The organism is Vibrio splendidus (genome assembly GCF_024347615.1).
Lineage (GTDB): Bacteria > Pseudomonadota > Gammaproteobacteria > Enterobacterales > Vibrionaceae > Vibrio > Vibrio splendidus.
Genome location: NZ_AP025508.1, coordinates 3,069,464 through 3,095,314 on the forward strand (window position 1 = coordinate 3,069,464; position 25,851 = coordinate 3,095,314).

Annotated in this window: 25 protein-coding genes; 5 read left to right on the top strand and 20 right to left on the bottom strand. The window is 44.7% G+C overall.

From position 1 onward, the window contains the following. Positions 1–523 precede the first annotated feature (523 nt). From thiI to pomA, 3 genes are all read right to left on the bottom strand, one after another. Entirely contained in the window at positions 524–1,972 is a 1,449-nt protein-coding gene (gene thiI / locus OCU90_RS13620; protein WP_061022385.1) for a tRNA uracil 4-sulfurtransferase ThiI, read from the bottom strand. Between the two features lie 373 nt (positions 1,973–2,345). After that, positions 2,346–3,293: a flagellar motor protein MotB gene (locus OCU90_RS13625; protein WP_004734407.1), complete on the bottom strand. Its 948-nt coding sequence runs from the start codon at positions 3,291–3,293 to the stop codon at positions 2,346–2,348. Between the two features lie 12 nt (positions 3,294–3,305). Continuing rightward, positions 3,306–4,070 (bottom strand): flagellar motor protein PomA, encoded by a 765-nt coding sequence (pomA, locus tag OCU90_RS13630; protein ID WP_004734406.1) that lies wholly within the window; start codon positions 4,068–4,070, stop codon positions 3,306–3,308. Positions 4,071–4,368: 298 nt separating this feature from the next. On the opposite strand from pomA, the gene xseB reads away from it, so the two are divergent. Genes xseB through dxs form a run of 3 tightly spaced genes read left to right on the top strand, consistent with a single transcriptional unit; the run spans position 4,369 to position 7,421 of the window. Next, a complete protein-coding gene (xseB, locus tag OCU90_RS13635) occupies positions 4,369–4,611 on the top strand; it encodes an exodeoxyribonuclease VII small subunit (protein WP_004734405.1) in 243 nt (80 codons plus the stop codon). 20 nt (positions 4,612–4,631) lie between these two features. Beyond that, a complete protein-coding gene (gene ispA / locus OCU90_RS13640; RefSeq protein WP_004734404.1) occupies positions 4,632–5,516 on the top strand; it encodes a (2E,6E)-farnesyl diphosphate synthase in 885 nt (294 codons plus the stop codon). 21 nt (positions 5,517–5,537) lie between these two features. Next, positions 5,538–7,421 (top strand): 1-deoxy-D-xylulose-5-phosphate synthase, encoded by a 1,884-nt coding sequence (gene dxs, locus OCU90_RS13645; protein WP_017095520.1) that lies wholly within the window; start codon positions 5,538–5,540, stop codon positions 7,419–7,421. A gap of 125 nt (positions 7,422–7,546) precedes the next feature. On the opposite strand, the gene OCU90_RS13650 is transcribed toward dxs, so the two are convergent. The 15 genes from OCU90_RS13650 to OCU90_RS13720 form a co-directional block, all read right to left on the bottom strand. Beyond that, positions 7,547–7,906 (bottom strand): putative quinol monooxygenase, encoded by a 360-nt coding sequence (locus OCU90_RS13650; protein ID WP_004734402.1) that lies wholly within the window; start codon positions 7,904–7,906, stop codon positions 7,547–7,549. A 50-nt stretch (positions 7,907–7,956) separates the two neighbouring features. After that, on the bottom strand, positions 7,957–8,463 hold the full coding sequence (gene pgpA / locus OCU90_RS13655) for a phosphatidylglycerophosphatase A (protein ID WP_029222743.1): 507 nt from the start codon (positions 8,461–8,463) through the stop codon (positions 7,957–7,959). Then, positions 8,463–9,437, bottom strand: a complete 975-nt coding sequence (gene thiL, locus OCU90_RS13660) for a thiamine-phosphate kinase (RefSeq protein WP_061022387.1) — start codon at positions 9,435–9,437, stop codon at positions 8,463–8,465. Before thiL ends, pgpA begins: the two co-directional genes overlap by 1 nt. Positions 9,438–9,552: 115 nt before the next feature. Further along, positions 9,553–10,020, bottom strand: coding sequence for a transcription antitermination factor NusB (gene nusB / locus OCU90_RS13665; protein WP_004734399.1), 468 nt, complete (start codon positions 10,018–10,020; stop codon positions 9,553–9,555). Beyond that, a complete protein-coding gene (gene ribH / locus OCU90_RS13670) occupies positions 10,020–10,490 on the bottom strand; it encodes a 6,7-dimethyl-8-ribityllumazine synthase (RefSeq protein WP_004734398.1) in 471 nt (156 codons plus the stop codon). The genes nusB and ribH overlap by 1 nt, the downstream gene beginning before the upstream one ends. Positions 10,491–10,770: 280 nt before the next feature. Beyond that, positions 10,771–11,880 carry a bifunctional 3,4-dihydroxy-2-butanone-4-phosphate synthase/GTP cyclohydrolase II gene (gene ribBA / locus OCU90_RS13675; protein ID WP_004734397.1) on the bottom strand — a complete coding sequence of 370 codons (1,110 nt, stop codon included), beginning with the start codon at positions 11,878–11,880 and terminating at the stop codon, positions 10,771–10,773. A gap of 108 nt (positions 11,881–11,988) precedes the next feature. After that, positions 11,989–12,645: a riboflavin synthase gene (locus OCU90_RS13680; protein ID WP_004734396.1), complete on the bottom strand. Its 657-nt coding sequence runs from the start codon at positions 12,643–12,645 to the stop codon at positions 11,989–11,991. 84 nt (positions 12,646–12,729) lie between these two features. Next, the gene (ribD, locus tag OCU90_RS13685; RefSeq protein WP_061022389.1) at positions 12,730–13,824 is read right to left on the bottom strand and encodes a bifunctional diaminohydroxyphosphoribosylaminopyrimidine deaminase/5-amino-6-(5-phosphoribosylamino)uracil reductase RibD; all 1,095 of its coding nucleotides are present in this window, start codon (positions 13,822–13,824) and stop codon (positions 12,730–12,732) included. A 40-nt stretch (positions 13,825–13,864) separates the two neighbouring features. Continuing rightward, a complete protein-coding gene (gene nrdR, locus OCU90_RS13690) occupies positions 13,865–14,314 on the bottom strand; it encodes a transcriptional regulator NrdR (protein ID WP_004734394.1) in 450 nt (149 codons plus the stop codon). Positions 14,315–14,470: 156 nt separating this feature from the next. Further along, positions 14,471–15,721, bottom strand: a complete 1,251-nt coding sequence (locus OCU90_RS13695; protein ID WP_061022392.1) for a glutamate-5-semialdehyde dehydrogenase — start codon at positions 15,719–15,721, stop codon at positions 14,471–14,473. A gap of 66 nt (positions 15,722–15,787) precedes the next feature. Continuing rightward, positions 15,788–16,972 carry a glutamate 5-kinase gene (proB, locus tag OCU90_RS13700; protein ID WP_017084187.1) on the bottom strand — a complete coding sequence of 395 codons (1,185 nt, stop codon included), beginning with the start codon at positions 16,970–16,972 and terminating at the stop codon, positions 15,788–15,790. A 76-nt stretch (positions 16,973–17,048) separates the two neighbouring features. Next, positions 17,049–17,438, bottom strand: a complete 390-nt coding sequence (gene crl / locus OCU90_RS13705; RefSeq protein ID WP_004734391.1) for a sigma factor-binding protein Crl — start codon at positions 17,436–17,438, stop codon at positions 17,049–17,051. 143 nt (positions 17,439–17,581) lie between these two features. Then, positions 17,582–18,835: an esterase FrsA gene (frsA, locus tag OCU90_RS13710; RefSeq protein ID WP_029222300.1), complete on the bottom strand. Its 1,254-nt coding sequence runs from the start codon at positions 18,833–18,835 to the stop codon at positions 17,582–17,584. A gap of 89 nt (positions 18,836–18,924) precedes the next feature. Then, a complete protein-coding gene (gpt, locus tag OCU90_RS13715) occupies positions 18,925–19,389 on the bottom strand; it encodes a xanthine phosphoribosyltransferase (RefSeq protein WP_017084190.1) in 465 nt (154 codons plus the stop codon). 84 nt (positions 19,390–19,473) lie between these two features. Further along, positions 19,474–20,763 carry an NCS2 family permease gene (locus tag OCU90_RS13720; protein WP_017080057.1) on the bottom strand — a complete coding sequence of 430 codons (1,290 nt, stop codon included), beginning with the start codon at positions 20,761–20,763 and terminating at the stop codon, positions 19,474–19,476. Between the two features lie 1,064 nt (positions 20,764–21,827). Between OCU90_RS13720 and OCU90_RS13725 the strand changes: the two genes are divergently transcribed. Then, complete coding sequence (locus OCU90_RS13725) at positions 21,828–23,300, top strand: aminoacyl-histidine dipeptidase (RefSeq protein ID WP_061022394.1); 1,473 nt, start codon at positions 21,828–21,830, stop codon at positions 23,298–23,300. A 171-nt stretch (positions 23,301–23,471) separates the two neighbouring features. Here the strand turns inward: OCU90_RS13725 and OCU90_RS13730 are convergent, their stop codons facing one another. After that, on the bottom strand, positions 23,472–24,011 hold the full coding sequence (locus tag OCU90_RS13730) for a DUF3332 family protein (protein ID WP_004734414.1): 540 nt from the start codon (positions 24,009–24,011) through the stop codon (positions 23,472–23,474). Between the two features lie 271 nt (positions 24,012–24,282). Here OCU90_RS13730 and OCU90_RS13735 point away from each other — a divergent pair, with 271 nt between their 5' ends. Beyond that, on the top strand, positions 24,283–25,329 hold the full coding sequence (locus OCU90_RS13735) for a succinylglutamate desuccinylase/aspartoacylase family protein (protein WP_004734415.1): 1,047 nt from the start codon (positions 24,283–24,285) through the stop codon (positions 25,327–25,329). 194 nt (positions 25,330–25,523) lie between these two features. On the opposite strand, the gene OCU90_RS13740 is transcribed toward OCU90_RS13735, so the two are convergent. Further along, a complete protein-coding gene (locus tag OCU90_RS13740) occupies positions 25,524–25,841 on the bottom strand; it encodes a DUF3622 domain-containing protein (RefSeq protein WP_004734416.1) in 318 nt (105 codons plus the stop codon). Between the last annotated feature and the right edge of the window lie 10 nt (positions 25,842–25,851).

The window sequence follows — 25,851 nt, forward strand, 5'->3', positions numbered from 1 at the left end:
AGCTCCTGCGATGTTGTGTTTGCAAACTCGTTCTTTTCGAGTTGGGTAGAGTTCTACCAAATGTTTTGTTGCAGTTCTATACTGAAACGAGACATGTACTTCCTGTATTTATTTTGACCTGTCTGTCAAATTTGTTTACACCGCCTTATGGGCGGTGTTTTTTTATGTGCAAAGAAAAATAACAACAAGTTTATCAATAGCTGTGCTAATTAATCTTTGTTATTTTTCATCGTTAATCACAGAATCAGACACCCACTCAAATAATCAACTGAACACATACAAATAGAACCATTGAATCACACTAAAAAATAACAGAGTTCCTCAGATACTCACACTTCTTCGGTCACCTACAAGCCAAATCAAACCCCATCATTTCAATCTCAGAATCTCAAGACAGAGCATGATGATAACTCGACAAACTCACGCCTCTTACTGCCTACTGTAAAACATTCACAATAGAAAATAAAAAAGCCGCTTACTTTTCAGTAAACGGCTTTGCAAAATATTCGGCTACTCTATACCACTATGGGCGGTAAACCTTCACGTTATGGAAGCCTTGCTCTTTTAGATAAAGCGCCTGTAGACGGCTCATTACACCACGGTCACAGTACAGCAAGTACTCTTTTGCTTGGTCTAAGTCGCCAAACTGAGTCGAAAGCTTGAAGAATGGGATATGTTTAATTTCAACACCATCGATCTCTAGTGGGCTTTCGTCTTCTTCGTCTGGGCTACGGATATCAAGAACGATAGCGTGCTCAGCAACAGCTTGAACTTGTTCAACTTCCGGCGCTTGCTCTTGGCTCTCTTTCTCGATGTCACGGATATCCATAACTCGAGCGTTCTCGATCACTTGCTCCAGCACTTCAAAGTTAAACTTAGCTTCTTCTGCTTCTAATTTGCCTTTCTTCGCTTTCACTGTTGGCTTCTTAGAAATAACACCACAGTACTCAGGCATTACTTTCGCGAAGTCTTCGGTGCCAATCTTACGAGACAGGTCGATGATGTCTTCTTTGTCCCAGTTAATAAGCGGACGAAGGATCAAAGTATCGGTCACGTTGTCAATGTGGCGAAGGTTAGTTAGCGTTTGGCTAGAAACCTGACCAAGTGCTTCACCCGTTACTAGGGCTTCGATACCGAAACGCTCTGCAACCATACCACCAGCACGCATGAACATACGCTTAAGAACCACGCCCATTTGGCCATCTTCAACGTTCTCAAGAATCTCTGCGACTACCGGTTCAAAATCGATAGAGATGAACTTCACCTTTGCCGATGAGCCGTATTTATCCCATAGATAGTGAGAAACTTGCTTAACACCAATTTCGTGCGCAGGGCCACCTAGGTTAAAGAAGCAGTAATGCACTTTAGAGCCACGTTTGATGTGCAAGTAGCTTGAAACGCCAGAATCGAAACCGCCAGAGATCAAGCTAAGCAGATCTTCTTGAGTACCTAGAGGGAATCCGCCTAGGCCTTTATGACGTTCAATAACTTGGTTTAGCTTTTCGTTCTCGACTTCAACTTTAACGGTAATATCTGGATTTTTCAGTTTTACTTTTGCTGATTCAACCGCTTGGTTTAAACCACCACCTACGTAGCGTTCTAGCTCAATAGAAGTAAAGTCATGTTTACCACGACGCTTGGCTCGCACAGAGAAAGTCTTGCCTTCAATAAGAGCACCGCTTCGTTCAAAAACTTGCTCGTAAATATTGTGCAGGTCTTTAAATTCTGATTGCTGAACCTCAAGGGAGTGATGAATACCCGGAGTTTGCGTCAATACTTCGAGTGTTTCTTTAAAGTACTTGTCGCTCTCAGACGTCACTTCGATGTAGTCACGGCGGTTGAAGACAGCCACAGACTCAGTACGACGCTGAAGAATAGTACGAATATTACGTTCTAGAATCTTTGTGAAGCGCTTACGCACCGATTCACTTTTAATAAAAATTTCCGGATGAGGCTTAACAATAAATTTCATAGTACTTTCACGCCAATAAGGTTCACAAATTTTAGTAGGTTCATCACCACGTAAAAGGTCATTTCACATAGTTATTGAAGCAATAATAGATCAATATTAAATCTAAGGGCGCGAATTATACATGAGAAAGTGAAGCAAGGAAAAGAGTGGTTGCTTTAACCCGATAATTAAACCGCCTGTTATTAAAAGTAGCAGGTTTCAAAACGAGATAAATACCGCTGAGAGCATCATTGAAGACCACAAAACAAAAAGCCCAACCTCATCATAAGGTTGGGCTTTCGATGCTATCTGCTGACTAATGTATGTGTATCGAACTAACGTCTGTATATCTAACGTATGTGTACCTGAAGACTAATCGCTGTCTCTCTGCCTACTACTGACCAATAACAGGTACTTCATCACTGTAAAGCGGCTCACCCTGCATAATGCTGATTTCAACACGGCGGTTGAGGCTACGCTGCCATTCAGTATCGTTCGGCTCTACTGGCTCAGTGTCGGCCATACCGCGCACTCTCAAGCGTTGATGAGAGAAGCCACGTACCTTTTCCATCTCTTGAGCCACAGACACCGCACGCTGCGATGATAAGTCCCAATTAGAACGATAGAGCTCTGAATCAAGTCTCTGATTATCGGTGTGGCCAGAAATACGAACAATGCCTGGTACATCTTTTACCAATTCAGCCACCTGTCTAACCAATGGTCGAAACTTAGGTTGTAGGAAAGCAGAACCCGACGGGAACGCGCCTTTCTCACGAATTCGAATGACGATCTGCTGGCCAAGGTTTTCCACCTCAATCGCGCCTTGGTCGATCTCTCGCTCCAACGCTTTCTTGATACTTTCCATCAAGGTTTCCATCTCTTGCGATTGAGCTTCGGCTTGCTGTTGCTGTTGGTCTGACTCAGAGTTTTGATTGTCGTGAGTTGAAACCTCTGGCGACTTGCCTCCCGTCATCTTGCCTTGGTCACGCATTGTGCCGCCAGCACGCTCAGATTCACCTTCATGAAACTCAAGCGTTTGCTGTGTAATATCAATGGTCTGCTGCATGATCACATCGATAGGAGTCGGCTCTGGGCGACCAGGGCGAAACTCTTGTGCAATGATGCTAGTCCCTTTAGGAATATCTTTCACTTCCAAGCGGTTTTGTACACCAAACGCAAATTTCATCGAGCCAGCGATCTGTTTGAACTTCAGTACGTCCATCTCAGAGAATGAGAGCAGCAATACGAAGAAACACATCAGCAGTGACATCAAGTCAGCAAATGTCCCCATCCATTGAGGTAACCCCGGAGGAGGACATTTGCATGGATTTTCTTCATCCATCTTCAAATCCTCTTACGCGGGTTCACCATCAATCGTGCGCTTACCTTCATTGAGGTAGCTCTTGAGGTAACCATCGATAACTCGTGGGTTCTGGCCATCTTGAATCGCTAATACACCATCCATAACCAAACGACGGTTGAGTGTCTCTTGGTCACGACGCAGCGCAAGCTTGTCCGCAATTGGAAAGAACACCATGTTCGAAAGAATTGCACCGTACAGGGTCGTTAAAAGTGCTACCGCCATCGCAGGGCCGATCGCTTTTGGATCATCCATGTTAGAAAGCATGGCAACCAAGCCAACCAAGGTACCAATCATACCCATCGCGGGTGCTACATCACCAAATGCAGAGAACACCTTCGCGCCCTGCTCATGACGCTCTGTGGTTAATGCGATGTCTTTTTGCAGTGCAGCACGCACCACATCACCATCATGGCCATCTACCAATAGGTCGATGCCCTTTTGCATGAAACTGTTGCTGATTTCCATCTCTTCAAGTGCCAAGAAGCCACCTTTACGTGCTGCATCCGCCATCTCTACCACTTTAGCGATAAGATCTTCAGGCTCATCGGCCTTAAACATAAATGCTTTGCCAGCGATTTTGGTGGCTCCAAAGAATTGTCCCATGGTGAACTTCATTAGAACAACAAACGTTGAACCACCCACCACGATCAAAATGGATGTCGTGTCATAGAACATCCCGAGGCTTCCACCTAGGATCATTGCCATGATTACAAAGGCAAATCCACCAATCAAACCTATTAGGGTTGCTAAATCCACTGAGCACTCCTCATGCTTTTTTGTAGCTCTACGTCGACGATAATCTTTTTATCGGCCAGACTATAAGATCTTTTAGTAAATTCTCGGCCTAAATATCACACTTTTCGTTTTTGAATCACAATTATTGGCTTACTTTGCTCTTATCCTTAGCGCATAAACTCGATAAAGCTAAGGTTATTCAACCAAAGTGAGTTCAAGCCCCTTAAAAACGAACTTTCTAGCAAAATTTCTTGGTTACATTTGACCATCTCAGCGGCCTAGGGTAACGTTCGTTCATATTTCCAAACGCAGATTTATTATGGCTACTAAGAAACCTGAAAATATGAGCTTTGAAGCGGCTATCGAAGAGCTTGATGGCTTGGTTGATCAACTAGAAAATGGTGATCTAGCTTTAGATGATGCGCTGAAAAAGTTCGAACGAGGCATCTCCCTCGCTCGTGCTGGTCAAAGTAAACTAAACGATGCTGAACAGCGTGTTAGCATCTTACTGCAAAATGATGAAAATGCAGAACTTAGTGACTTTAACCCACAACCAGAATAACGAATTGTATGAGATCCCCTATGATCGAGACTTTATTGTCTTATCAAGCACGTAATAACGAGCAGCTGAACCTTTGGCTTGATCGCCTGCCACACCAAAATCAGAACCTTATCAACGCGATGCGTTATGGGTTACTTTTAGGCGGCAAACGCGCACGTCCATTTCTTGTCTACATTACAGGGGAAATGCTCGGCTGTACCGCTGAAGAACTCGATACTCCAGCTTCTGCAATCGAATGTATTCATGCCTATTCTCTGATTCACGACGACCTTCCAGCAATGGATGACGATGAACTTCGTCGTGGCCATCAGACTTGTCACATCAAATACGATGAAGCAACGGCAATTTTAACTGGCGATGCCCTACAAACTCTCGCGTTTACTATACTTGCGGAAGGCACATTAAGTGCTGACGGGGAAAGCAATCGCGTTCGAATGATTCAACGCCTAGCTGAAGCGTCTGGTGCACAAGGTATGTGCATTGGACAAGCTCTTGATATTGAAGCTGAAAACCGCTCTGTCACGCTAGAAGAGTTAGAAGAAGTTCACCGTAACAAGACTGGCGCTCTAATGAAGAGTGCGATTCGTTTAGGTGCTCTGGCTGCTGGCGAAAAAGCGTTTGAAGTGATGCCTCAATTAGATAAGTACGCCGATGCAATCGGGTTAGCCTTCCAAGTTCAGGATGATATTTTAGATATCATTAGCGATACCGAAACTTTGGGTAAACCACAGGGCTCTGACCAAGATTTGAACAAAAGCACCTACCCTTCTTTGTTAGGTTTAGAGGGCGCTCAAGAAAAAGCGCAAACTCTGCTACAGGAAGCGCTTCAAGCTTTGGCTGCAATCCCATACAATACCCAGTCACTCGAAGAGTTCGCCCGATACGTCATCGAGCGCAAGAACTAAGACAATAAGCGCGCATTACCTATGACTCTTGATATATCAAAGTACCCAACTCTTGCTTTGGCTGATAAGCCAGAGGATTTGCGTCTACTTCCAAAAGAGACGCTTACACAGCTTTGTGATGAATTACGTACCTATCTTCTTAACTCGGTGAGCCAGTCAAGTGGTCACTTAGCGTCAGGCTTAGGTACAGTAGAGCTAACCGTTGCTCTGCACTATGTGTACAACACGCCTTTTGACCAATTGGTTTGGGATGTTGGCCACCAAGCCTATCCACACAAGATTCTTACGGGTCGTCGCGACCGCTTGTCGACTATCCGTCAAAAAGATGGACTGCACCCATTCCCATGGCGTCAAGAGAGCGAATACGACACTCTATCTGTTGGTCACTCTTCAACATCGATCAGCGCCGGACTTGGTATGGCGATCAGTGCGAAGAAAGAAGGTAAGAACCGTAAAGTCGTGAGTGTGATTGGTGATGGCGCGATTACCGCAGGTATGGCCTTCGAAGCCATGAACCACGCGGGCGATATTCACAATGACATGCTGGTTATCCTTAACGATAACGAGATGTCGATCTCTGAAAACGTCGGTGCTCTAAACAATCACCTCGCTCAAGTTCTTTCTGGCAGTCTTTACACGTCAATTCGTGAGGGTGGCAAGAAAGTGCTATCAGGCGTTCCGCCGATTAAAGAGCTCGTTCGTCGTACAGAAGAACATTTAAAAGGCATGGTTGTCCCTGGCACCATGTTTGAAGAGTTAGGTTTTAACTACATTGGTCCAGTTGATGGTCATGATGTCAATGAGCTGATTAAAACGCTGAAGAACATGAGAGATCTTAAAGGTCCTCAGTTCCTGCATATCATGACGAAGAAAGGTAAAGGCTACGAGCCAGCTGAGAAAGATCCAATTGGCTACCATGGCGTACCTAAATTCGATCCTGCACATTCAAGTCTGCCTAAGAGCACCAGCTCTAAACCAACTTTCTCTAAGATTTTTGGCGACTTCCTGTGTGATATGGCCGCTCAAGATCCTAAGCTAATGGCGATAACGCCAGCAATGCGTGAAGGTTCTGGTATGGTGCGTTTCTCGAAAGAGTATCCAGAACAGTACTTTGATGTAGCAATTGCTGAGCAACACGCTGTGACGCTAGCAACTGGTATGGCGATTGCCGGTGATAAGCCAATTGTGGCTATCTACTCGACTTTCCTACAACGTGGCTACGATCAACTGATCCACGATGTGGCAATCATGGACCTACCGGTTATGTTCGCTATTGACCGTGCAGGTCTTGTCGGTGCCGATGGTCAAACACACCAAGGTGCGTTCGACTTAAGCTTTATGCGCTGCATTCCAAACATGGTGATCATGGCACCAAGCGACGAAAACGAATGTCGCCAAATGCTATACACTGGCCACCAGCACACAGGCCCAAGTGCCGTTCGTTACCCTCGTGGTAATGGCATGGGTACAGAGATTCAAAGTGAGTTTACTGCGCTAGAGATTGGTAAAGGCCGTATCGTTCGCGAAAGTGCAAAAGTAAAAGATGGCTCGAAAGTCGCTATTCTGAGCTTTGGTACTTTCCTTGAAAGTGCACTTCAAACCGCAGACGCTATCGATGCGACAGTTGCAGACATGCGTTTTGTGAAACCGCTAGATGAAGCCCTGATCAAGCAACTTGCTGCTGACCACGATGTACTAGTGACTATCGAAGAAAACGCGATTGCAGGTGGTGCGGGGGCGGGTGTGATTGAATTCTTGATGCAAGAGAAGCTGCTAATGCCGGTATTGAACCTTGGCCTACCAGACAAGTTCATTGCTCAAGGTACTCAAGGTGAGCTGCATGAAGAGCTTGGCTTAGATGCGAAAGGTATTGAGAAGTCTATCTCCGACTACCTTGCCAAATAGCTTTCACAAGCAAACAGCATAAGCGACAAAACAAAAAAGGTTGGCCCTAGGGTCAACCTTTTTAGTATCTGCTAACTGATAAACTATTCGTTGTTTAGCTGTTAGTTATTAGCAATTAAGCCTGCTTAGCAACAAGGCTTAAGCACTGGCGCGTCATAGTTCTCTGGTTCGTCAGAGTAGATAGCAACGTTGAAGTTCTCAACCAAGCCTGTCTCTTCAACACACTGCTCTTGGAAGAACTGTTGAATCTCACGACGTTGACAGTGTGCTTCGAATGCTTCGTTGTCCGCCCAGATCTCATTGAATGCAATAGGGAAACTCTCACCCTCTGCAAATGGGCTCTGAATGTGACGAGTCACTGTATATTGGATACAACCGTCTTCACGCATTGTGTTTGGCTCTAGTGATTTAAGAACTTCAAACAACTCGTTCAATTTGCCTTCTTTAGGCTGAAATTGAGCAACACAGTAAACCTTCTTAGACATTGTAAATCCTTGTTTTTATGTATTATTGTTCGTTCTTTAGATATTGATTCTTAAACGAGCCAACCTGAAAAATGAGCCACTGCATACAGCGAAATCGCCGCCATAATACCCGCCACGATATCATCAATCATGATACCTAAGCCGCCGTGAACTCGCTTGTCTAACCAACCAATTGGCCAAGGCTTTACCATATCGAAAAAACGAAACAGAACAAAGCCGGCGAATAGCCATTTCCAATCATTAACAGGAATACCCAACAACGGCACTAGGCCCATGGTGATCCAAAAGCCCGCAAACTCATCCCATACAATAGAGCCGTGATCGTGCACGCCCATGTCATCAGACGTCACTTGGCATATTTTGATACCAATAATGCAGCTCACAACCACAAGAATGACATAAATAGGGAAAGGTAACTGAACCAGCAATAGATAAAATGGGATCGACGCAAGCGTGCCCATGGTGCCGGGAATAATCGGCGATAAGCCACTACCAAAACCCGTTGCCAATAAGTGCCAAGGGTTTTTAAGAGAAATAAGAGAAAGTGGGTTTGTCATCAATTAACCTTAAAGTGATCGTAACCAGTTAAGTTCCAACTCAGTGGTTCACCATTATTGTGTAATTCAAAATATTCTACAGGTCTTATCTGGCCAATGCAGGTGACTTTTGTTCCAGTGTGTGACAAAGCACTTTCCAATGAACCTTTATTCTCTTCCGGCACAGTAAAACACAGTTCGTACTCTTCACCACTGGTCAACGCATACTGTTGAGCCGAAGCAATATCAGATGCGAACTGGCGTAGTTCTGGAGAAATTGGCAGCGTACTCACATCAATGCTCGCACCAACCTGAGAACGCTTAAGGATATGTTTTAAATCAGCAATAACACCGTCAGAGATATCAATAGCAGACGAAGCAAGGTTCACGAGCGCTTGACCAGCCAATACTCGAGGAACGCTCAGATAGTGCCTTTCTTCAAGCTCGAGAGCGTAAGGTTTGACTTTGTTCTGTTCAGGATCAAGCAATACTTCTAGGCCGGCTTTGCTATCACCTAGGTTACCCGTGACGTAAATCCAGTCGCCCACTTTAGCGCCATCTCTACGCAGTGCTCGACCTTCTGGCACAAAACCTTGTACAGTCAATGTCAGACTTAATGGCCCCTTGGTTGTATCACCGCCAATTAACTGAATACCAAAGTAGTCAGCAAGCTTGAAGAAGGAGTCACAGAAGGGAGCAAGCCATTCTTCATCGACTTCAGGCATGGTTAACGCAAACGAAACCCAGGCAGGTGTCGCGCCCATAGCAGCAAGATCACTGATGTTGGAAGCCAAGGCTTTGTGTGCTACCCAAGCTGGGTTTGCCTCTGCTAAAAAGTGCGTGCCCGCGACTAAAGTATCCGTGCTAATCGCTATCTCAACATTGCCCGGCGCTTTGACCAAAGCACAGTCATCGCCAGCAGCCAGATGTACGTCTTTACGTTGTGGTTGTCGATTTACAAAATATTTTTCAATCAGGTTAAATTCGCCAGACATCACATGCCCTATCTTTAGTCTTCATACAAATCAACGTAATCATGGAGATTACAGAAATTTAGTTACAAAAAAGGCCAGCATAAAAGCTGACCTTTAGATTCAATATACGAACGTCTTATTTCTTACGAACGTGTGGTGCAGCTTTATCAAGCACACCGTTAACAAACTTATGGCTGTCTTCTGCTGCAAATACTTTTGCAAGCTCGATAGCTTCGTTGATAACCACTTTGTATGGTACATCTTCGCGACGAGTCATCTCGTACATAGCTAAACGTAGAAGCGCTAGTTCCATCAAATCCAGATCTTGCATAGGGCGAGATACGAATGGACGAAGCTTGCTATCAAGTTCCATGTGGCTAAGAGCAACACCAGTTAGTAAGTCGCGGAAGTATGCAACGTCTGTTTCTGGCATAGCTAGAGCAGGTTCTGCGGCATGATGCTCTTCTTCATCATACTTACCACCAGATAAGAACTGTTCTTCAACGGTAGCAATATTTTCTTTAGTAATTTGCCAAGAATAAATTGCTTGTAGAGCAAATTGACGTGCGTTACGACGTGCGGCTGGTTTCACACTGGCCCCCATTAGGAATCGATTTCAGAAAGAACGTTGATCATCTCAAGTGCGCTAAGTGCGGCTTCTGCACCCTTATTACCAGCCTTGGTTCCTGCGCGTTCAATAGCTTGATCGATCGTATCAACAGTAAGAACACCAAACGCTACTGGAAGAGAAAATTCCAGAGACACTTGTGCCAAACCTTTATTACATTCACTACAAACATAGTCAAAGTGAGGTGTACCGCCACGGATTACTGTACCAAGAGATACAATCGCATCGAACTTACCTGTTTTTGCAACGCGTTGCGCTACAAGTGGAAGTTCTACTGCACCAGGGCAACGAACAACAGTGATGTTGTCTTCGCTTACTTGTCCATGACGCTTTAAAGTATCGATTGCACCAGAAAGTAAACTTTCGTTAATAAAACTGTTGAAACGAGCAATAACGATAGCAATTTTTGCATTTGGCGCTGGGAAGCCACCCTCGATCACTTTCATAAGCCTTCCTTTAACTATTTTCATCAAGTGAGAATCGCCGGATTCTAGCACAAAACTGTGAGCAATATCTAATGCTAATTTAGAAGAACAGACACCGGAGATGTAAAGATGATAACGCAGCACGGCTCTCAACCATATAGGAGCAACCAGTAGTCAAGCTCGTGTATTTAACACGTTTTGAATCGGGCTCAACTACTTTGCTCTTTTGGCAAAACGAATCACCAAAAGAGCCACTGGAATCATCGGTAAATTATGTTGCTATAAACAGAGATATATCGACTTACTCGCAAACATACTCAACAACGTTAAGACCAAAACCACCCAATGCGTGGTAACGCTTAGTGCTTGAAGAAAGCAGACGCATATCGTGTACGCCTAGGTCTTGAAGAATCTGAGAACCGACACCGACACGACGCGAGGTACCTTGCTTCTTCGCCATGGTTGGCTGCTCGTTCTTGTCTTGCGCTTCGAATGTCTTCACTTTGTGAATCAAAGAATCAGACGACTCTTCGTTGCCAAGAATAACCAACACACCGCCTTCATCGCCAATGCGCTTCATCGCTTTATCTAGTGACCAGCTACGCTCTGTACCACGGTCTGAGTGAAGTAAATCGGTAAACGTGTCATGCAGGTGAACACGCACTAGAGGAGCGCCTACAGACAAGTCGCCTTTTTGCATCGCGTAGTGGATCTGGTTATCAATCGTGTCACGGTAAGTCACAAGCTCAAAGTCACCAAACTCTGTTGGCAAATGACATTGTGCTACGCGTTCAATCGTCGTTTCTGTGTTGTTGCGGTATTCAATCAAGTCAGCAATGGTGCCTAATTTGATATCGTGTTTTTCAGCGAAGACTTCAAGATCAGGGCGACGTGCCATGGTGCCGTCGTCATTTAGGATCTCAACGATAACAGATGCTGGCTCACAACCTGCTAGACGAGCTAAATCACAACCTGCTTCAGTGTGGCCTGCGCGTGTTAGAACACCACCTTCTTGAGCTGTCAGTGGGAAGATATGACCAGGTTGAACTAAGTCAGCCGCTTTCGCATCTTTTGCCACAGCCGCTTGAACGGTAACAGCGCGGTCTGACGCAGAAATACCCGTTGTTACGCCCTCAGCAGCTTCAATTGAAACCGTAAAGTTTGTCGTGTACTGAGCGTTGTTGTCTTGAACCATAGGCGCTAGACCCATGCGATTTGAACGCTCTTTGGTCAACGTTAGGCAGATTAAGCCACGGCCATACATCGCCATGAAGTTAATCGCTTCTGGCGTCACATGTTCTGCTGCCATGATCAGATCGCCTTCATTCTCGCGATCTTCATCATCCATCAGGATAACCATTTTTCCTAGGCGAATGTCTTCAATAATTTCTTGAGGAGTACTAATTGGCATTGTTCTATATCCTTTGAAATGGTTCTGCTTCCTAGAACCGACACTATTTAAACCTGATGATATTGCTTCGCTTTACAAAGTCTCGCTTAACACACTTTGTACCAACGATTAGGCAAAACCATTCTGCTGTAAGAATTCCATCGTTAATCGAGATTCAGGCTCAGACTCTTGCTGCTGGCCTTGCAGTAGACGCTCCATATAACGCGCTAATACATCGACTTCTAGATTCACTTTACGACCAACATTGAATTGATCAATGGTGGTTTCTGAAGAGGTGTGAGGAACGATAGTCAACTTAAAGGCATTCTTGCGTAAATCATTCACAGTCAGGCTAATACCATCAACAGTGACTGAACCTTTTTGAGCTACGTACTTTGAGATCTCTGCAGGCATTTCTACCCAGAACTCAATCGCACGACCGACTTGGTTACGCTCAACAATCTCACCCACGCCATCAACGTGACCCGATACGATATGACCACCGAAACGCGTGGTCGGTAACATTGCTTTCTCTAGGTTGACCTTGTCGCCGGCTTGGTAATCCACAAAACCCGTTTTTTTCAGGGTCTCAAGCGAAAGGTCTGCACTGTAGCTGTGATCGTTATACTCAACGACCGTCAAACACACACCATTGGTCGCGATACTGTCGCCTAACTTAACGTCAGCCATATCAAGATTACCAACATTAACCGTTACGGTGATGTCTTCTCCGCGGGGAGTGATTGCACTCAATGTACCTACGGCTTCTACAATTCCTGTAAACATTTTAAAACTCTTTTTGTTGTCAACAACACGTATGCAGTTGGAGTAACTATTTCTACTGTGGTTTCGTCACGATTTATTTCGCGACTATTGGTTAGCCGCAATTGATTTCGCAATAATAGGCTTCGCGACAATGCGAATATCCACACCAACCTGTCGAACATCTTTGATTTCTAGGTCAATCACATCAGACATTGAAGTGAGCCCTAATGCGCCCATCAAACCTCGTCCGTCACTGCCCATAAGTTTAGGCGCTAAATAGAGGATTAGCTCATCCACTAGCCGTGCTTCAATCAAGCTCTTGGCCAATGTCGCGCCCGCTTCGACCCAAATATGATCAATATGGTTCGCTGGCAATTGACGCATCAGATCGTGCAAATCGAGCTGACCTACCTCTGTGGTTCCGACTTCAATATCAGCAGACGCTTCAGCGACTCTCAATACCGATGTTGGAGTTTGGAATAACTTGAGCTCAGGACGCAGTTGATTTTGACGATCAAGAATCACGCGAATCGGCTGACGCAGCTCGTCTTCAGCGTAATGACCTTTGATACTGCTTGGCAACTCTGCCCAACGAACATTCAACGACGCGTTGTCTTCAATCACCGTCTGGCTAGTTGATAGCACAGCGCCTGATTTTGCTCGGTAGTTCTGAACATCACGACGCGCTTCTGGCGATGTGATCCACTGGCTTTGACCATTTTCCAATGCCGTTTGCCCATCAAGGCTAGCGGCCATCTTTAACTGAACGAATGGCATGCCCGTTTGCATACGCTTGATAAATGCAGGGTTCAAGTCGAGAGCATCTTGCTCTAATAAACCGATTTCAACCTCAATACCCGCATCGCGTAGCATTTTGATACCACGACCTGCAACTTTTGGGTTTGGGTCCTGCATGGCACAAATCACTTTGGCTACTTGAGCCTGAATCAAACCTTCAGCACAAGGTGGCGTTCGACCATAGTGCGAGCAAGGCTCTAGCGTGACATAAGCAGTCGCACCTTTTGCCTTATCGCCAGCCATTCGCATGGCATGTACTTCAGCATGAGGTTCACCGGCTTTGGCGTGAAAACCTTCACCAACGATCTGACCGTCGGTTTGCACGATGACACAACCCACATTCGGGTTTGGCGCAGTGGTGTAAATGCCGCGTTTTGCTAACTGAATAGCACGCGACATCATTTTAAAATCTAGGGGAGTAAAGTTTGACATGATTGAAGAGTTAATCCTCTAATTTAGCGATTTCTTCGCCAAACTCTCGGATGTCTTCAAAGCTGCGGTAAACAGAGGCAAAACGAATGTACGCCACTTTATCCAATTCTTTCAATTGGCCCATCACAAGATTACCAATCATCTCGCTTGGTACTTCACGCTCACCAGTTGCACGGAGTTGTGACTTAATCGTACTGATCGCAAGTTCAATCGCATCAGCACTCACTGGGCGTTTTTCTAGGGCGCGCTGTACACCACCCACCATTTTATCTTCATTAAATGGTTCGCGGTTTCCATTCGACTTTATGACTTTCGGCATCACAAGTTCTGCCGATTCGAAAGTCGTAAAACGTTCACTACATGCAAGGCATTGACGGCGACGACGAACCTGATGGCCATCGGCTACCAGTCTTGAATCGATTACTTTAGTGTCGTTCTCTGAACAAAAAGGACAATGCATATCACCTCCAAATAATTGAATATCAGTGTAACGGAATTGCCAAACGTTAGGAAAGAAAAAGGGCCAATTAAGGCCCTTTTGTGTGGTGATTCATTGATTATTGCTACTCGATCGCCATTTCAAAAATGAGCTGAGGAGTAAAATTAACGACCAGCGTTAACCGCGAACTAAATAGTTCGCTTTACCTACCCATTTGTAGCTTGTCAGTTCTTCTAAGCCCATTGGGCCGCGAGCGTGCAGCTTCTGGGTTGATACTGCGACTTCAGCGCCTAAACCAAACTGTGCGCCATCAGTAAAACGTGTTGATGCATTCACATAAACCGCCGCAGAACCGACAGAGTTAATAAAGCGCTCTGAGCTCTCTAGGCTGTTGGTCATGATCGCATCTGAGTGACTCGCGTTGTGTACACGCATGTGGTCAATCGCTTCTGCCACATCCACTACCACTTTTACGCCTAGCGTGTAGCTTAGCCACTCAGTGTCAAAGTCACCTTCAACTGCATCACGTTGGTCTTCAAAACCTGCTATCAGTGATTTTGCACTGGCGTCAGCAACCAAGGTTACCTTACCTGCTAAACGCTGTGTCAGCTTAGCAAGGAAAGCCTCAGCAACCGCTTCATGCACTAGCAGCGTATCCAATGAGTTACATGCAGATGGACGTTGAACTTTCGAGTTTTCAACCACATCAACAGACTTCTCAAGATCAGCGCTCTCATCAACAAAGATATGGCTGATACCGAAACCACCGATGATAACTGGAATAGTACTGTTCTCTTTACACATCTTGTGCAGGCCAGCACCGCCACGAGGAATAATCATATCCACGTAGTCATCCAGTTTAAGCAGTTGAGATACGAGTTCACGATCAGGTTTTTCAATGTACTGAACTGAAGCGGCAGGAAGCTCAGCTTTCTCTAATGCAGACTGGATAACTTTAACCAGTTCCATGTTCGAGAAGAACGTCTCTTTACCACCACGTAGAATACTTGCGTTACCTGTCTTCAAACACAGAGCTGCAATATCGATAGTTACGTTCGGACGCGCTTCATAGATAACACCAACCACACCAAGTGGCACACGGCGGCGAGAGAGTGACATACCGTTTTCCAGTACCTTACTGTCCATTTCGCTGCCTATTGGGTCATTCAGGCTAATCACGTTACGCACATCATTAGCGATGCCGATTAAGCGCTCTTCATTAAGAAGTAGACGATCAAGCAGTGCGTCGGTTAAACCCGCTTCGCGACCTAATTCGATATCTTTCGCGTTCGCTTCTAAAATCGTTGCTGCGTTTGCTTCTAGCTCATCAGCGATAATCGCCAATGCTTTATTCTTTTGCGCCGTAGATGCGGTCGCTAGGTGGAAAGCAGCGTCTTTTGCTGCAATACCCATGTTAGTTAAATCCACGTTTAACTCTCCCTAAATTCTGTCTGTCTTTGGATGTAAAAAGGCGATTCGCCTTATCATCACAAGCTACTCTTGGATTACAACCAGGTCGTCACGGTGAATGACTTCTGACCCATAATCGTATCCAAGAATGTCGCCAATATCTTTACTGTGCTTGCCTGCAATTTTTGCTAGGTCTTGGCTTGAGTAACTGGCGATACCACGCGCAATTACTTTGCCTTTACTGTCTGTGACTTGGGTGACTTCACCACGAGAGAATTCGCCTTTAACTCGAACAACCCCTTTCGCCAACAAGCTACTGCCTTTAGTGTTAACGGCATTCACCGCTCCATCGTCGACTACGATGTCACCAGCAGAAGCTGGGCCCGCTAGAATCCAACGTTTACGGTTTTCAAGCGCTTCAGCTAAAGGCAAGAAACGTGTGCCTTGTGGGTTGTCACTCAATGAATCAAACACCACATTTTCAGCACTGCCCGCAGCAATAATCACTTCAATACCCGCACGACGAGCAATATCAGCTGCCTGCAGTTTTGTCGCCATGCCGCCAGTACCTAACGTAGTACCACTTCCGCCAGCGATCTTACGCAGTGTGTCATCAATAGTTTTCACTTCTTTGATGAGCTCAGCATTTGGGTCTTTACGAGGGTCTGCGGTAAACAGGCCTTTTTGGTCAGTGAGTAACAAAAGCTTATCAGCGCCACATAAAATACCAACCAGTGCCGACAAGTTATCGTTGTCGCCCACTTTAATTTCATTAGTGGCTACTGCGTCGTTTTCGTTTACTACCGGAATAATATCGTGCTCAACGAGCGCGTTGATCGTGTCACGTGCATTAAGAAAACGCTCGCGATCATCGAGATCAGCACGAGTCAGTAGCATCTGGCCAATTTTAAGGCCATAGATAGCAAACAAAGACTCCCAAACTTGAATCAACTGACTTTGCCCAACTGCCGCAAGCAATTGTTTGCTCGCCATTGAGTTGGGAAGTGCGGGGTAACCAAGGTGCTCACGTCCGGCCGCAATTGCGCCAGACGAAACCATAACCACAGAGTGGCCTTGTTTTTTTAATTCAGCACATTGACGAACCAGCTCAACCATGTGAGCGCGGTCTAATGCCAATGTTCCACCAGTTAAGACACTGGTACCCAGTTTAACAACGACAGTTTTACGCTGTGTTGTTGTCCCGCTTTGATGATTTGTTGTCATGAAGTCTTTTATGAATAAAACAAATAAGAGGTGATGTTTTAGCAATCAACAGGGGAATTCACAAGCAGAAAAGGTGCGAAATCGCACCTTTTTGCTTTATAGAGAAGAGTAACCTTCAAAATCAGACGAATTCGACAGACTCTTCGTCTAACTGAACGCCGATTTCAAATTTCTTTTGAAGTTCGTCAACCAGCTTTTGGTGAAAGGCTTCTTGAGTTCGAGACACCTCAGCGACCGCCTTTTTAGGTAATGGCAAAGGATCCCAGTTACCATCAATGTTGTATTTACCCGTGTTGTACTTCGCCGAGAATCCTTCTTCCGACTTATCCAACTCTAACCACCAGCCCCAGAACTCACGCTCTTCTGGTGACTTTTTATCGTTCACACACACAGACAAGCAATCAAAAATGTAGTGACCATCTTCTGATTGCGGCTCCCTCAAGTAAGGCCCAATAGCCTTTAAAACGTTTAATAAGCGATAATGCGTAGGTTGTTGTGTCACTTCTGACATATTGAATCTCCATTTCAATGTTAAGAATGACGTTACTCAGACTGCAATACGTAGAAAGCACGCAGTTGGATTTTATAAATTTTCTCTGAGTATCAGGTACTTACTTTGTACACTTTTCATGCTTAACTAATTTCGGAGAAATGTCATCTAAATAATTCATCCTCAAGCCACTTTATCGCTAATTCGAGGGATTGCTCATACCCCTGTGTAATTGATTTGGTTTTGATTTTCTTCGCTTTGCCGTAATCACTGTAAATAGCAACCAGTTGATTATCCAGATGCGGTGAAACAGGGTCACCTTCCAAAGCCAATGCCAAAATAGGAACACTGGTTTTACTGTTAGCCAACAAGCCTTGCACCTTCAATGACCAAGCCATCAGTTGCCCAGAAAGGCTATTGATATCCACCGCCCCTTTACCAAGACGCGAAGCCAATACATCCAAGTGCATCTTAGGCATCTGCTTTAGTTTGTCGGCATGAACAAAGATATCGTGGATCGGAGCCCCTAAAGAGATACAGGCTTTGAGTTTATGTTGCTCAAGGAAGGACAACCTCACCATCGCGTTACCACCGAATCTGAACCCAAACAGACCGACTTTATGATGGTCCACCCATGGAATGTTAGGCAGTTCATTCAACACGGCTTGGTGCAGGCAAGAAGAGTCTTCGGTTAGTGGCCAATGCGAACTGTGCCCTATCGACGGCATATCAATCGTTAGCATCGCAATATTTTTCGGTGCTAGGTAATCTCTAAACAAACGCCACATGTCAGTTTGCAGGCTATCTAAACCTGCACTCACGATCACGACAGGTTGTGGTTTGTCTGTTTTGGTTAGATGTAAGTTCGCCTTAATCTTTTTGTTTTGATACGGCACTTCGATTTGTTTGACGATCAATTTAGTGTGTTTGATCGCTTCAGAATACGCCGCATTCGCTAATACCTGTGCCTGAGCAGCAAGGTTATCGTTCTTTAGATGTGGGTAGCCCGCAATGCTGAAACACAACGATGCTGAAAACAACTCTTCAGCCATCTCTTCGCCGCTCTTTTCATTCGAGCGATTTTGGTGCTGCATGCCCAGCTTGGTCCACTCGTATGCCCAGTTACCGCTGCGGTAGCCCATCACGGTATCTAACCACTCATCAGTGGTACGAGAATTATCGGATGACGCGATGCGTGCCAATACCGCTTCTTGCTCTATCGGGTTAACGCCTTGCCATACCCACTGAAGACGTCTTAGGTTTCGATACCAAGATGAGTTCTGCTCTTCACGCTTTTTATCCAGCAGTTCTTCAGAACTTGGCATGTAGCGAGTAAGCATTGAGGTCTCTTTGGCCTGCTTGTGCTTTACAAACAAGGTTTCCGAAAGGTTCGAGCTCGTTTCTTCTGATTCAGACATTGGGATACTTAATAAGAAATGGTTGTTACTAATCATATAAAAAAAAATGACCCTATAAAGGGTCATTTCTCAAAAAACTAAGTTTACACTTATTTTGACTTGCGATTTACCGGCTCAACGAAGCTTAGGCTAGTATCCCAAGGTTGCTCAATCCATGTGTCTTGAGCGATATCCACGATGTACTCGTCTAGTAAATCAGCACCAGATGGCTTAGCACATACAGCGATCAATTTCGCTTTAGGGTACATTTCGCGAAGCTTGCGTGCAGTATCACCACTATCAACAAGATCTTCAACGATTAGGAAGCCTTCGCCGTCACCTTCAGGTGCTTTAACGACTGTCATATCACGTTGGTGATCGTGGTCGTAGCTAGAAATACAAATCGTATCTACGTGACGAATACCCAGTTCGCGAGCCAAGATTGCACCAGGAACCAAACCACCACGGCTTACTGCCCAGATGCCTTTCCACTGCTCTGCTGGCATTTGCTTTTCAGCAAGTTGACGGCAGTAAGTCTGCATGTTGTCCCAAGTGATAACGAATTTGTTGCTCATAGTATAAAACCTAATAATTTTGTCATGTTATTAGAGGCTATGCCTTACATAGCCTCTTCAGCGATTAAGCAGAAATCTAGACGATTAAGCGAAAATGTATTTAAGAATAAAGATAACCGACATTACCCACACAGCAGGTGAAACGTCGCGACCTTTACCACTTAGCAGCTTAATTGCAGCGTAAGCGATGAAACCTAGTGAGATACCCTCAGCGATAGAGTACGTCAGCGGCATAAGCAGACATGTTACCACGACTGGTGCGGCTTCCGTAAGATCACGCCAATCAATGCCAACTAGGCCAGACATCATCAGAATTGCTACATAGAAAAGTGCACCTGATGTTGCGTAAGCCGGAATCATACCTGCAAGTGGCGAGAAGAAAAGAGCCAGTAGGAATAAGATACCAACAACAACAGCAGTTAGACCGGTACGACCGCCTTCAGCAACACCCGCAACACTCTCAACATAAGAAGTTGTGTTTGATGTACCTAGCAATGCACCAATAGATGTTGCTGTAGAGTCAGCAAGCAGTGCTTTGTTCAAGCGCGGTAGTTTACCGTCTTCTTTGATTAGGTTTGCTTTCGTTGCAACACCAACCAAGGTACCCGCGGTATCGAACAAATCGACGAACAAGAATGCGAATACAACTGAAATCATACCGATTTCAAATACAGCAGAGAAATCAAGCTGCATGAATGTAGGAGCAAGGCTTGGTGGTGTCGACATGATGCCGCCGTATTGAACGTCACCGATCGCAATACCAATCGCTGTGATAGCGAGAATCGCGATCATTACTGCGCCTTTCACACCACGGTGTACAAGAGCAATAGTAATGAAGAAACCAAGCGCACCTAACATTGGCGCAATCGCAGTGATATCGCCCAGTGAAACTTTAGTCGCTGGGTTAGAAACAACGATGCCTGCATTGCTAAGCGCGATAAACGCAAGGAAAAGGCCGATACCCGCAGAGATACCAACACGCAGAGACATAGGGATCGAGTTAATAATCCATTCACGAATCTTAAAGATACTTAAGAAGATGAAGATCACGCCTGATACGAAAACCGCTGCCAGAGCAACTTGCCACGTATAACCCATACCCATTACAACAGCGTAGGTAAAGAATGCGTTCAAGCCCATGCCTGGTGCTTGAGCAATTGGGTAGTTAGCAACAAAGCCCATGATGAAACAGCCAATAGCAGCCGCTAAACAGGTTGCTACAAATACAGCGCCATGGTCCATACCAGCATCAGCTAGAATCATTGGGTTTACAAAAATGATGTAAGCCATTGTTAGGAAGGTGGTTAGACCTGCGATGATTTCAGTGCGCACATTGGTGCCATTTTCACTGAGTTTGAATAGCTTTTCGAACATTATCGAATCCTATAAGGGTAAAAAGTAAACGGTTGCGTAAACGATTGGCTGTGGATTATAAAGTTATCAAATAACAAATTCCAGATAGAATTAAGGCTCTAATCGATATTTATCAGAATGCCGTATGAAACAAAGCGATTACAAATGAGGAATAACAAGAATAATAACCATTAAAAACAATAGATTAAATGAAATAAAGGCGATGTGATTACTTGGTTATTTTTTCAACCGTCGGTTATTTCCATTGAGAATGTAGCCATCATATTCTCAATTTAAACCCACAAGAGTTGTGTATTTTTCAACAGGATCAGTAATAAGACGCAAATTGATATTTTGGCGTTTAAAAAACAACCACTCAGAACAGCAAAGAAAGTGACAAGCGAAAGCGGTTTGGAAAAGTAGCAGGCAAAAAAAACGCCACTCAAAACTGAGTGGCGGTAGAATCTGTCAACCAAAAGGGCTGTAAAAGAATTCCAATATATAGGGGTGAACAAAACTGTTCGAGTTACATGCTTACGGTATTAGTAACCAAAGCTTGTAGGGTATGCAAAGTTGCTAGTGTAAACAGAGCTGTTAATCCAGAACATTGCAGATGGTAAACCTTTCATAACTATCACCTTAATAAATCAATAAAAAACGAATTTGATTTCTCGGTTCCTTGGAGGCGATAAAACGGACTCATCCTTTGAGCATTTACTCTTCATCTCAGAAGTTGGTTATTAATATACCCTAAAGAAAAAAGATTACAAGTATTTTTTGCTATTCGTCACACTTTTGGCCATTTGTGGTTATTTTGAAAACTTATTTCTGTAATTAAATTACAGAATAGAATTAAACAAACGTTTGCCTGCGCCATTTATAAGCATCAAGTCTCTTAATTATGATCAGGTGGACAAGATCGCTTTCAAAATTTGAGGTATTTGAGGTTTATAACCGCTACTCGTCAAAACGCTCAAGTGGTATGCTGTTGCCATCAAAACAGACCCATATTTTAGATTTTTATTCTAAGTTTTTACCTATATAAATCCTAAATATATGGTTATCAAATAAAAAAGGAGTCATCCGTGTCTGAATTCCATTCTGAGATCAGTAAATTGTCCCCTGCCCCTATTTGGCAGTTTTTCGATAAAATTTGTTCAATCCCGCACCCTTCGAAACATGAAGAGGAGCTTGCTCAATACATTATTGCGTGGGCAACAGAGCAAGGCTTAGATGTACGTCGCGACCCAACGGGCAACGTATTCATCAAAAAGCCAGCAACGCCGGGTATGGAAAACAAAAAAGGTGTCGTGCTACAAGCTCACATCGATATGGTTCCACAAAAGAACGAAGACACTGATCACGACTTTACAAAAGATCCAATCCAGCCATACATCGATGGCGAATGGGTTACAGCAAAAGGCACAACGCTTGGTGCTGATAACGGCATGGGAATGGCTTCTTGCTTAGCCGTTCTTGCTTTAAACGAAATCCAACATGGCCCTATCGAAGTTCTACTCACTGTAGATGAAGAAGCAGGCATGACTGGCGCGTTCGGTCTTGAAGCGGGTTGGTTAGAAGGCGATATCCTTCTTAATACTGACTCAGAGCAAGAAGGCGAAGTGTACATGGGTTGTGCGGGCGGTATCGACGGCGCAATGACATTTGAAATTGCACGTAATGCGATTCCAGCTGACTTCGTAACACGCAAGCTAACGCTAAAAGGCCTAAAAGGCGGTCACTCTGGTTGTGACATCCACACCGGTCGTGCAAACGCAAACAAACTGATTGCTCGCTTCCTAGCGGGTCACGCAAAAGAGCTAGACCTTCGCATCGTAGAATTCAAAGGTGGTAGCCTTCGTAATGCGATCCCTCGTGAGGGCTTCGTAACGGTTGCGGTTCCTGCTGCAAACCAAGAGAAATTAGCTTCGCTATACAACTACTACACTGAGCTGCTTTCAACAGAGCTAGGTAAAGTAGAAGACAGCATCGTGACTTTCAATGAAGAAGCTTCTGTAGAAATGGGCGCACTAGCGTCAGCAGACCAAGCTCGCTTTATCGCGGCACTTAACGCATGTCCAAACGGCGTGATTCGTATGAGTGACGAGATTGAAGGTGTTGTTGAAACGTCTCTAAACGTAGGTGTTATCACAACAGAAGAAGATTCAATCACAGTACTTTGCTTGATCCGTTCTCTTATCGACTCTGGTCGTAGCCAAGTAGAAAGTATGCTTCACTCTGTTGCTGAACTAGCAGGCGCTAACATCGCGTTCTCTGGTGCTTACCCAGGTTGGAAACCAGACGCAGATTCAGAGATCATGCATATCTTCCGCGACATGTACGAAGGCATCTACGGTCACAAGCCAAACATCATGGTTATCCATGCTGGCCTTGAGTGTGGTCTGTTCAAAGAACCTTACCCGAACATGGATATGGTTTCTTTCGGCCCAACGATCAAGTTCCCACACTCTCCTGATGAGAAAGTGAAGATCGACACAGTTGAGCTGTTCTGGAACCAAATGGTTGCATTACTTGCTGCGATCCCAGAAAAAGCATAAATCGATTCGCTAGTGTTTTTCAGTAAATGGTGTTTTCCAAGAAATGGGCTCTTCAATAAATAGCACTTTTCAGTAAACACCGTTTATTAAGAACAAAATAAAACAGGTACTCAATGAGTACCTGTTTTTGTATCTAATCTTTGTCACTGCTACTTGTGACTAAATAAATAATTAAGCGCGTGAAGCCGCGTAGCTTTCTAGCTCATCAATTGAAGTTTGTGCCACTACTTCGCCGTCGATGAAGTACGTCACCATCTCGCCTTCACGAACACCGATTAACGTCGCACGCTCACCAGATTGGTAAGTGATGTCCATTTGGATAGTGTTTTCGTCGATCTGCTGCATTTGACCTTTCTCAATCATATCGGCACTCGTGATCGGGCCTACTGGCGCTTCAGTCAGTGACTTATCAAGCTGATCGTTGATATCAAGGTAAGTATCAGTCTTAGTATCAAAGATGTGCGGAGCACCTGTTAGTGGGTTGCTACCCGTCCAGAACTCTAGTGAGTTGAATACTAGGTAATCGGCAGCAACCGTTAGACCATACGCAGGTGCAAGTAGTATGTTCAAACCACCACGAGCGTAACGGTTATCAACAGCCTTCACGTTAAACTTCATTAGATAACCGGTTACTGCGTTACTACCCACACAACCAGATAGAGCAACAGATACCACTGCTAGTGCTACAACTTTTGAAATTGTTTTTTTCATTTTGATCTCGATATTTGAATTTGGCCGCCAAAAAATGGCGATGGATAATACCAACCAACCGAACAATAAATATCAGCGTTAAATCAATGTATTGTCAGGAAATTCACAATTCTAAACCCCTTCTAACTAGCTAAATCAAAAACAGAAACCAATTAAGAAACGCCTCCATAAAAAAGTTTTGTCGTCACCGTAAAGCGATTGATTCGTACTAAAAATCAACGATTGATACATTCCGTGTTAGCGAATTATCACCATGTTGAGAACAACCTAAATGGCAAGACTAAAACCTAATCAACCCTTCGAATTACTTGGTTATACTGTTCAGCCAGGACAGAGAATGGAGATTGAACTGCAAGCGGCTCAGCTTTACACGCATTCTCCACTTTCAATCCCGATTGAAATTATTCATGGTCGCCAAGCGGGCCCAACACTGATGGTAAACGCGGCGATCCACGGAGATGAATTAAACGGTGTTGAGATTGCACGACAGCTGACCAATGCGATTGATCCAAAGAAACTGAAAGGAACACTACTTGTTGTGCCTATCGTTAACGTATTCGGTTTTATCCATAAGTCTCGTTACCTACCAGACCGTCGTGACCTGAACCGTTGCTTCCCAGGAAGTGAAAAAGGATCACTGACATCACGCATCGCTCACACCTTCTTTGAGAACGTAGCGAAGCACTGTGATTACATTCTGGATCTTCACACGGGTGCGATTCACCGTACTAACTTGCCACAGATCCGTGCAAACCTGTCGAACCCTGAAACACTGCGCATCGCAAAAGCGTTCGCAACACCCGTGATCATAGATTCTCCACTGCGTGATGGTTCACTGCGTAGCGAAGCGGAAAAGCTGGGTATTCCTGTATTAACTTACGAAGGTGGTGAAGCGCTGCGTTTTGATCACCTAGCGATTCGTGCGGGTTACCTTGGCGTGCATCAAGTGATGAAAGAAATCGGCATGCTGCGCCCTAACCGTAAGAAGTTACCAGAGCCAGTATTAAGCAAATCGACCAGTTGGATCCGCGCTGAATCAGACGGCATTTTGCGTAATATGGTAAGGCTTGGCGAACAAGTTGAAGCTGGACAAACCCTGGCTTACATCAGTTCTCCATTGGGTCACCAAGAAGGCCAAGTAATCACAACCAAAGGCGGTATCGTGATTGGTCAACAAACTCTACCGTTGGTAAACGAAGGTGACGCAGTATTCCACATTGCTTACTTTAAGCAAGATGATGATGAAGTGGGACAGTCTGTAGAGAGTTACATTGAAGAAGTCGCGGAAGACGATTGGCTGACAGCGCTAAACAACTAAGGACCGAATTCGGGTAATTAGTGAATCAGATACGTAGCCACCAGCCATGAGTGGTTACGTGATCCAGACTAATACGCCACAAATGAAAAAGCCCCGATAAACTTTTAACTAGAAAGAGAAAAGCTATATCGGGGCTTTTTTTACTTGTCCCTTATCTTAAAATTAAGGGACCTGTAAATTAATTGTGCACTGGATTACTCAGCGTCTTCTTGCTCTTCTTCACGAGCTTTTGCGCGTGCTTCACGTGCTTGCTCAGCTTTAAGCTCTTTAGTGTGACGTAGTTCGTCACGCTCTTTACGCTGCTCTGATTTACGCTCGTTACGTTCAGCTTGGTTTGAGATGAAAGATGCTAGCTCTTTCTCTGCCCACTCTTGTGCTAGAGCTTCAGTTTCGAAACCAGACTCACGCTTAGATACTGTTGTGCTGCGAGACGTTACTTGACGAGTAATCTCTGCACACCAACCGTTGCGTTTTTCTGTAAGGCGGATATCAAATTTTTTGTTCTTAGACATGTTCTATTTT

Bases quoted from the DNA above. Each gene is read 5' to 3' on its own strand.
- ispA (WP_004734404.1), top strand. From the start codon at position 4,632: ATGATCGAGACTTTATTGTCTTATCAAGCACGTAATAACGAGCAGCTG.
- ribH (WP_004734398.1), bottom strand. From the start codon at position 10,490: ATGAAAGTGATCGAGGGTGGCTTCCCAGCGCCAAATGCAAAAATTGCT.
- thiI (WP_061022385.1), bottom strand. From the start codon at position 1,972: ATGAAATTTATTGTTAAGCCTCATCCGGAAATTTTTATTAAAAGTGAA.
- thiL (WP_061022387.1), bottom strand. From the start codon at position 9,437: ATGTCTGGCGAATTTAACCTGATTGAAAAATATTTTGTAAATCGACAA.
- OCU90_RS13650 (WP_004734402.1), bottom strand. From the start codon at position 7,906: ATGTCTAAGAAGGTTTACTGTGTTGCTCAATTTCAGCCTAAAGAAGGC.
- OCU90_RS13740 (WP_004734416.1), bottom strand. From the start codon at position 25,841: ATGTCTAAGAACAAAAAATTTGATATCCGCCTTACAGAAAAACGCAAC.
- OCU90_RS13625 (WP_004734407.1), bottom strand. From the start codon at position 3,293: ATGGATGAAGAAAATCCATGCAAATGTCCTCCTCCGGGGTTACCTCAA.
- nrdR (WP_004734394.1), bottom strand. From the start codon at position 14,314: ATGCATTGTCCTTTTTGTTCAGAGAACGACACTAAAGTAATCGATTCA.
- dxs (WP_017095520.1), top strand. From the start codon at position 5,538: ATGACTCTTGATATATCAAAGTACCCAACTCTTGCTTTGGCTGATAAG.
- OCU90_RS13680 (WP_004734396.1), bottom strand. From the start codon at position 12,645: ATGTTTACAGGAATTGTAGAAGCCGTAGGTACATTGAGTGCAATCACT.
- OCU90_RS13720 (WP_017080057.1), bottom strand. From the start codon at position 20,763: ATGTTCGAAAAGCTATTCAAACTCAGTGAAAATGGCACCAATGTGCGC.
- crl (WP_004734391.1), bottom strand. From the start codon at position 17,438: ATGTCAGAAGTGACACAACAACCTACGCATTATCGCTTATTAAACGTT.
- OCU90_RS13735 (WP_004734415.1), top strand. From the start codon at position 24,283: ATGGCAAGACTAAAACCTAATCAACCCTTCGAATTACTTGGTTATACT.
- OCU90_RS13730 (WP_004734414.1), bottom strand. From the start codon at position 24,011: ATGAAAAAAACAATTTCAAAAGTTGTAGCACTAGCAGTGGTATCTGTT.
- ribBA (WP_004734397.1), bottom strand. From the start codon at position 11,880: ATGCCAATTAGTACTCCTCAAGAAATTATTGAAGACATTCGCCTAGGA.
- nusB (WP_004734399.1), bottom strand. From the start codon at position 10,020: ATGGGGGCCAGTGTGAAACCAGCCGCACGTCGTAACGCACGTCAATTT.
- frsA (WP_029222300.1), bottom strand. From the start codon at position 18,835: ATGTCTGAATCAGAAGAAACGAGCTCGAACCTTTCGGAAACCTTGTTT.
- xseB (WP_004734405.1), top strand. From the start codon at position 4,369: ATGGCTACTAAGAAACCTGAAAATATGAGCTTTGAAGCGGCTATCGAA.
- ribD (WP_061022389.1), bottom strand. From the start codon at position 13,824: ATGATGTCGCGTGCTATTCAGTTAGCAAAACGCGGCATTTACACCACT.
- gpt (WP_017084190.1), bottom strand. From the start codon at position 19,389: ATGAGCAACAAATTCGTTATCACTTGGGACAACATGCAGACTTACTGC.
- pgpA (WP_029222743.1), bottom strand. From the start codon at position 8,463: ATGACAAACCCACTTTCTCTTATTTCTCTTAAAAACCCTTGGCACTTA.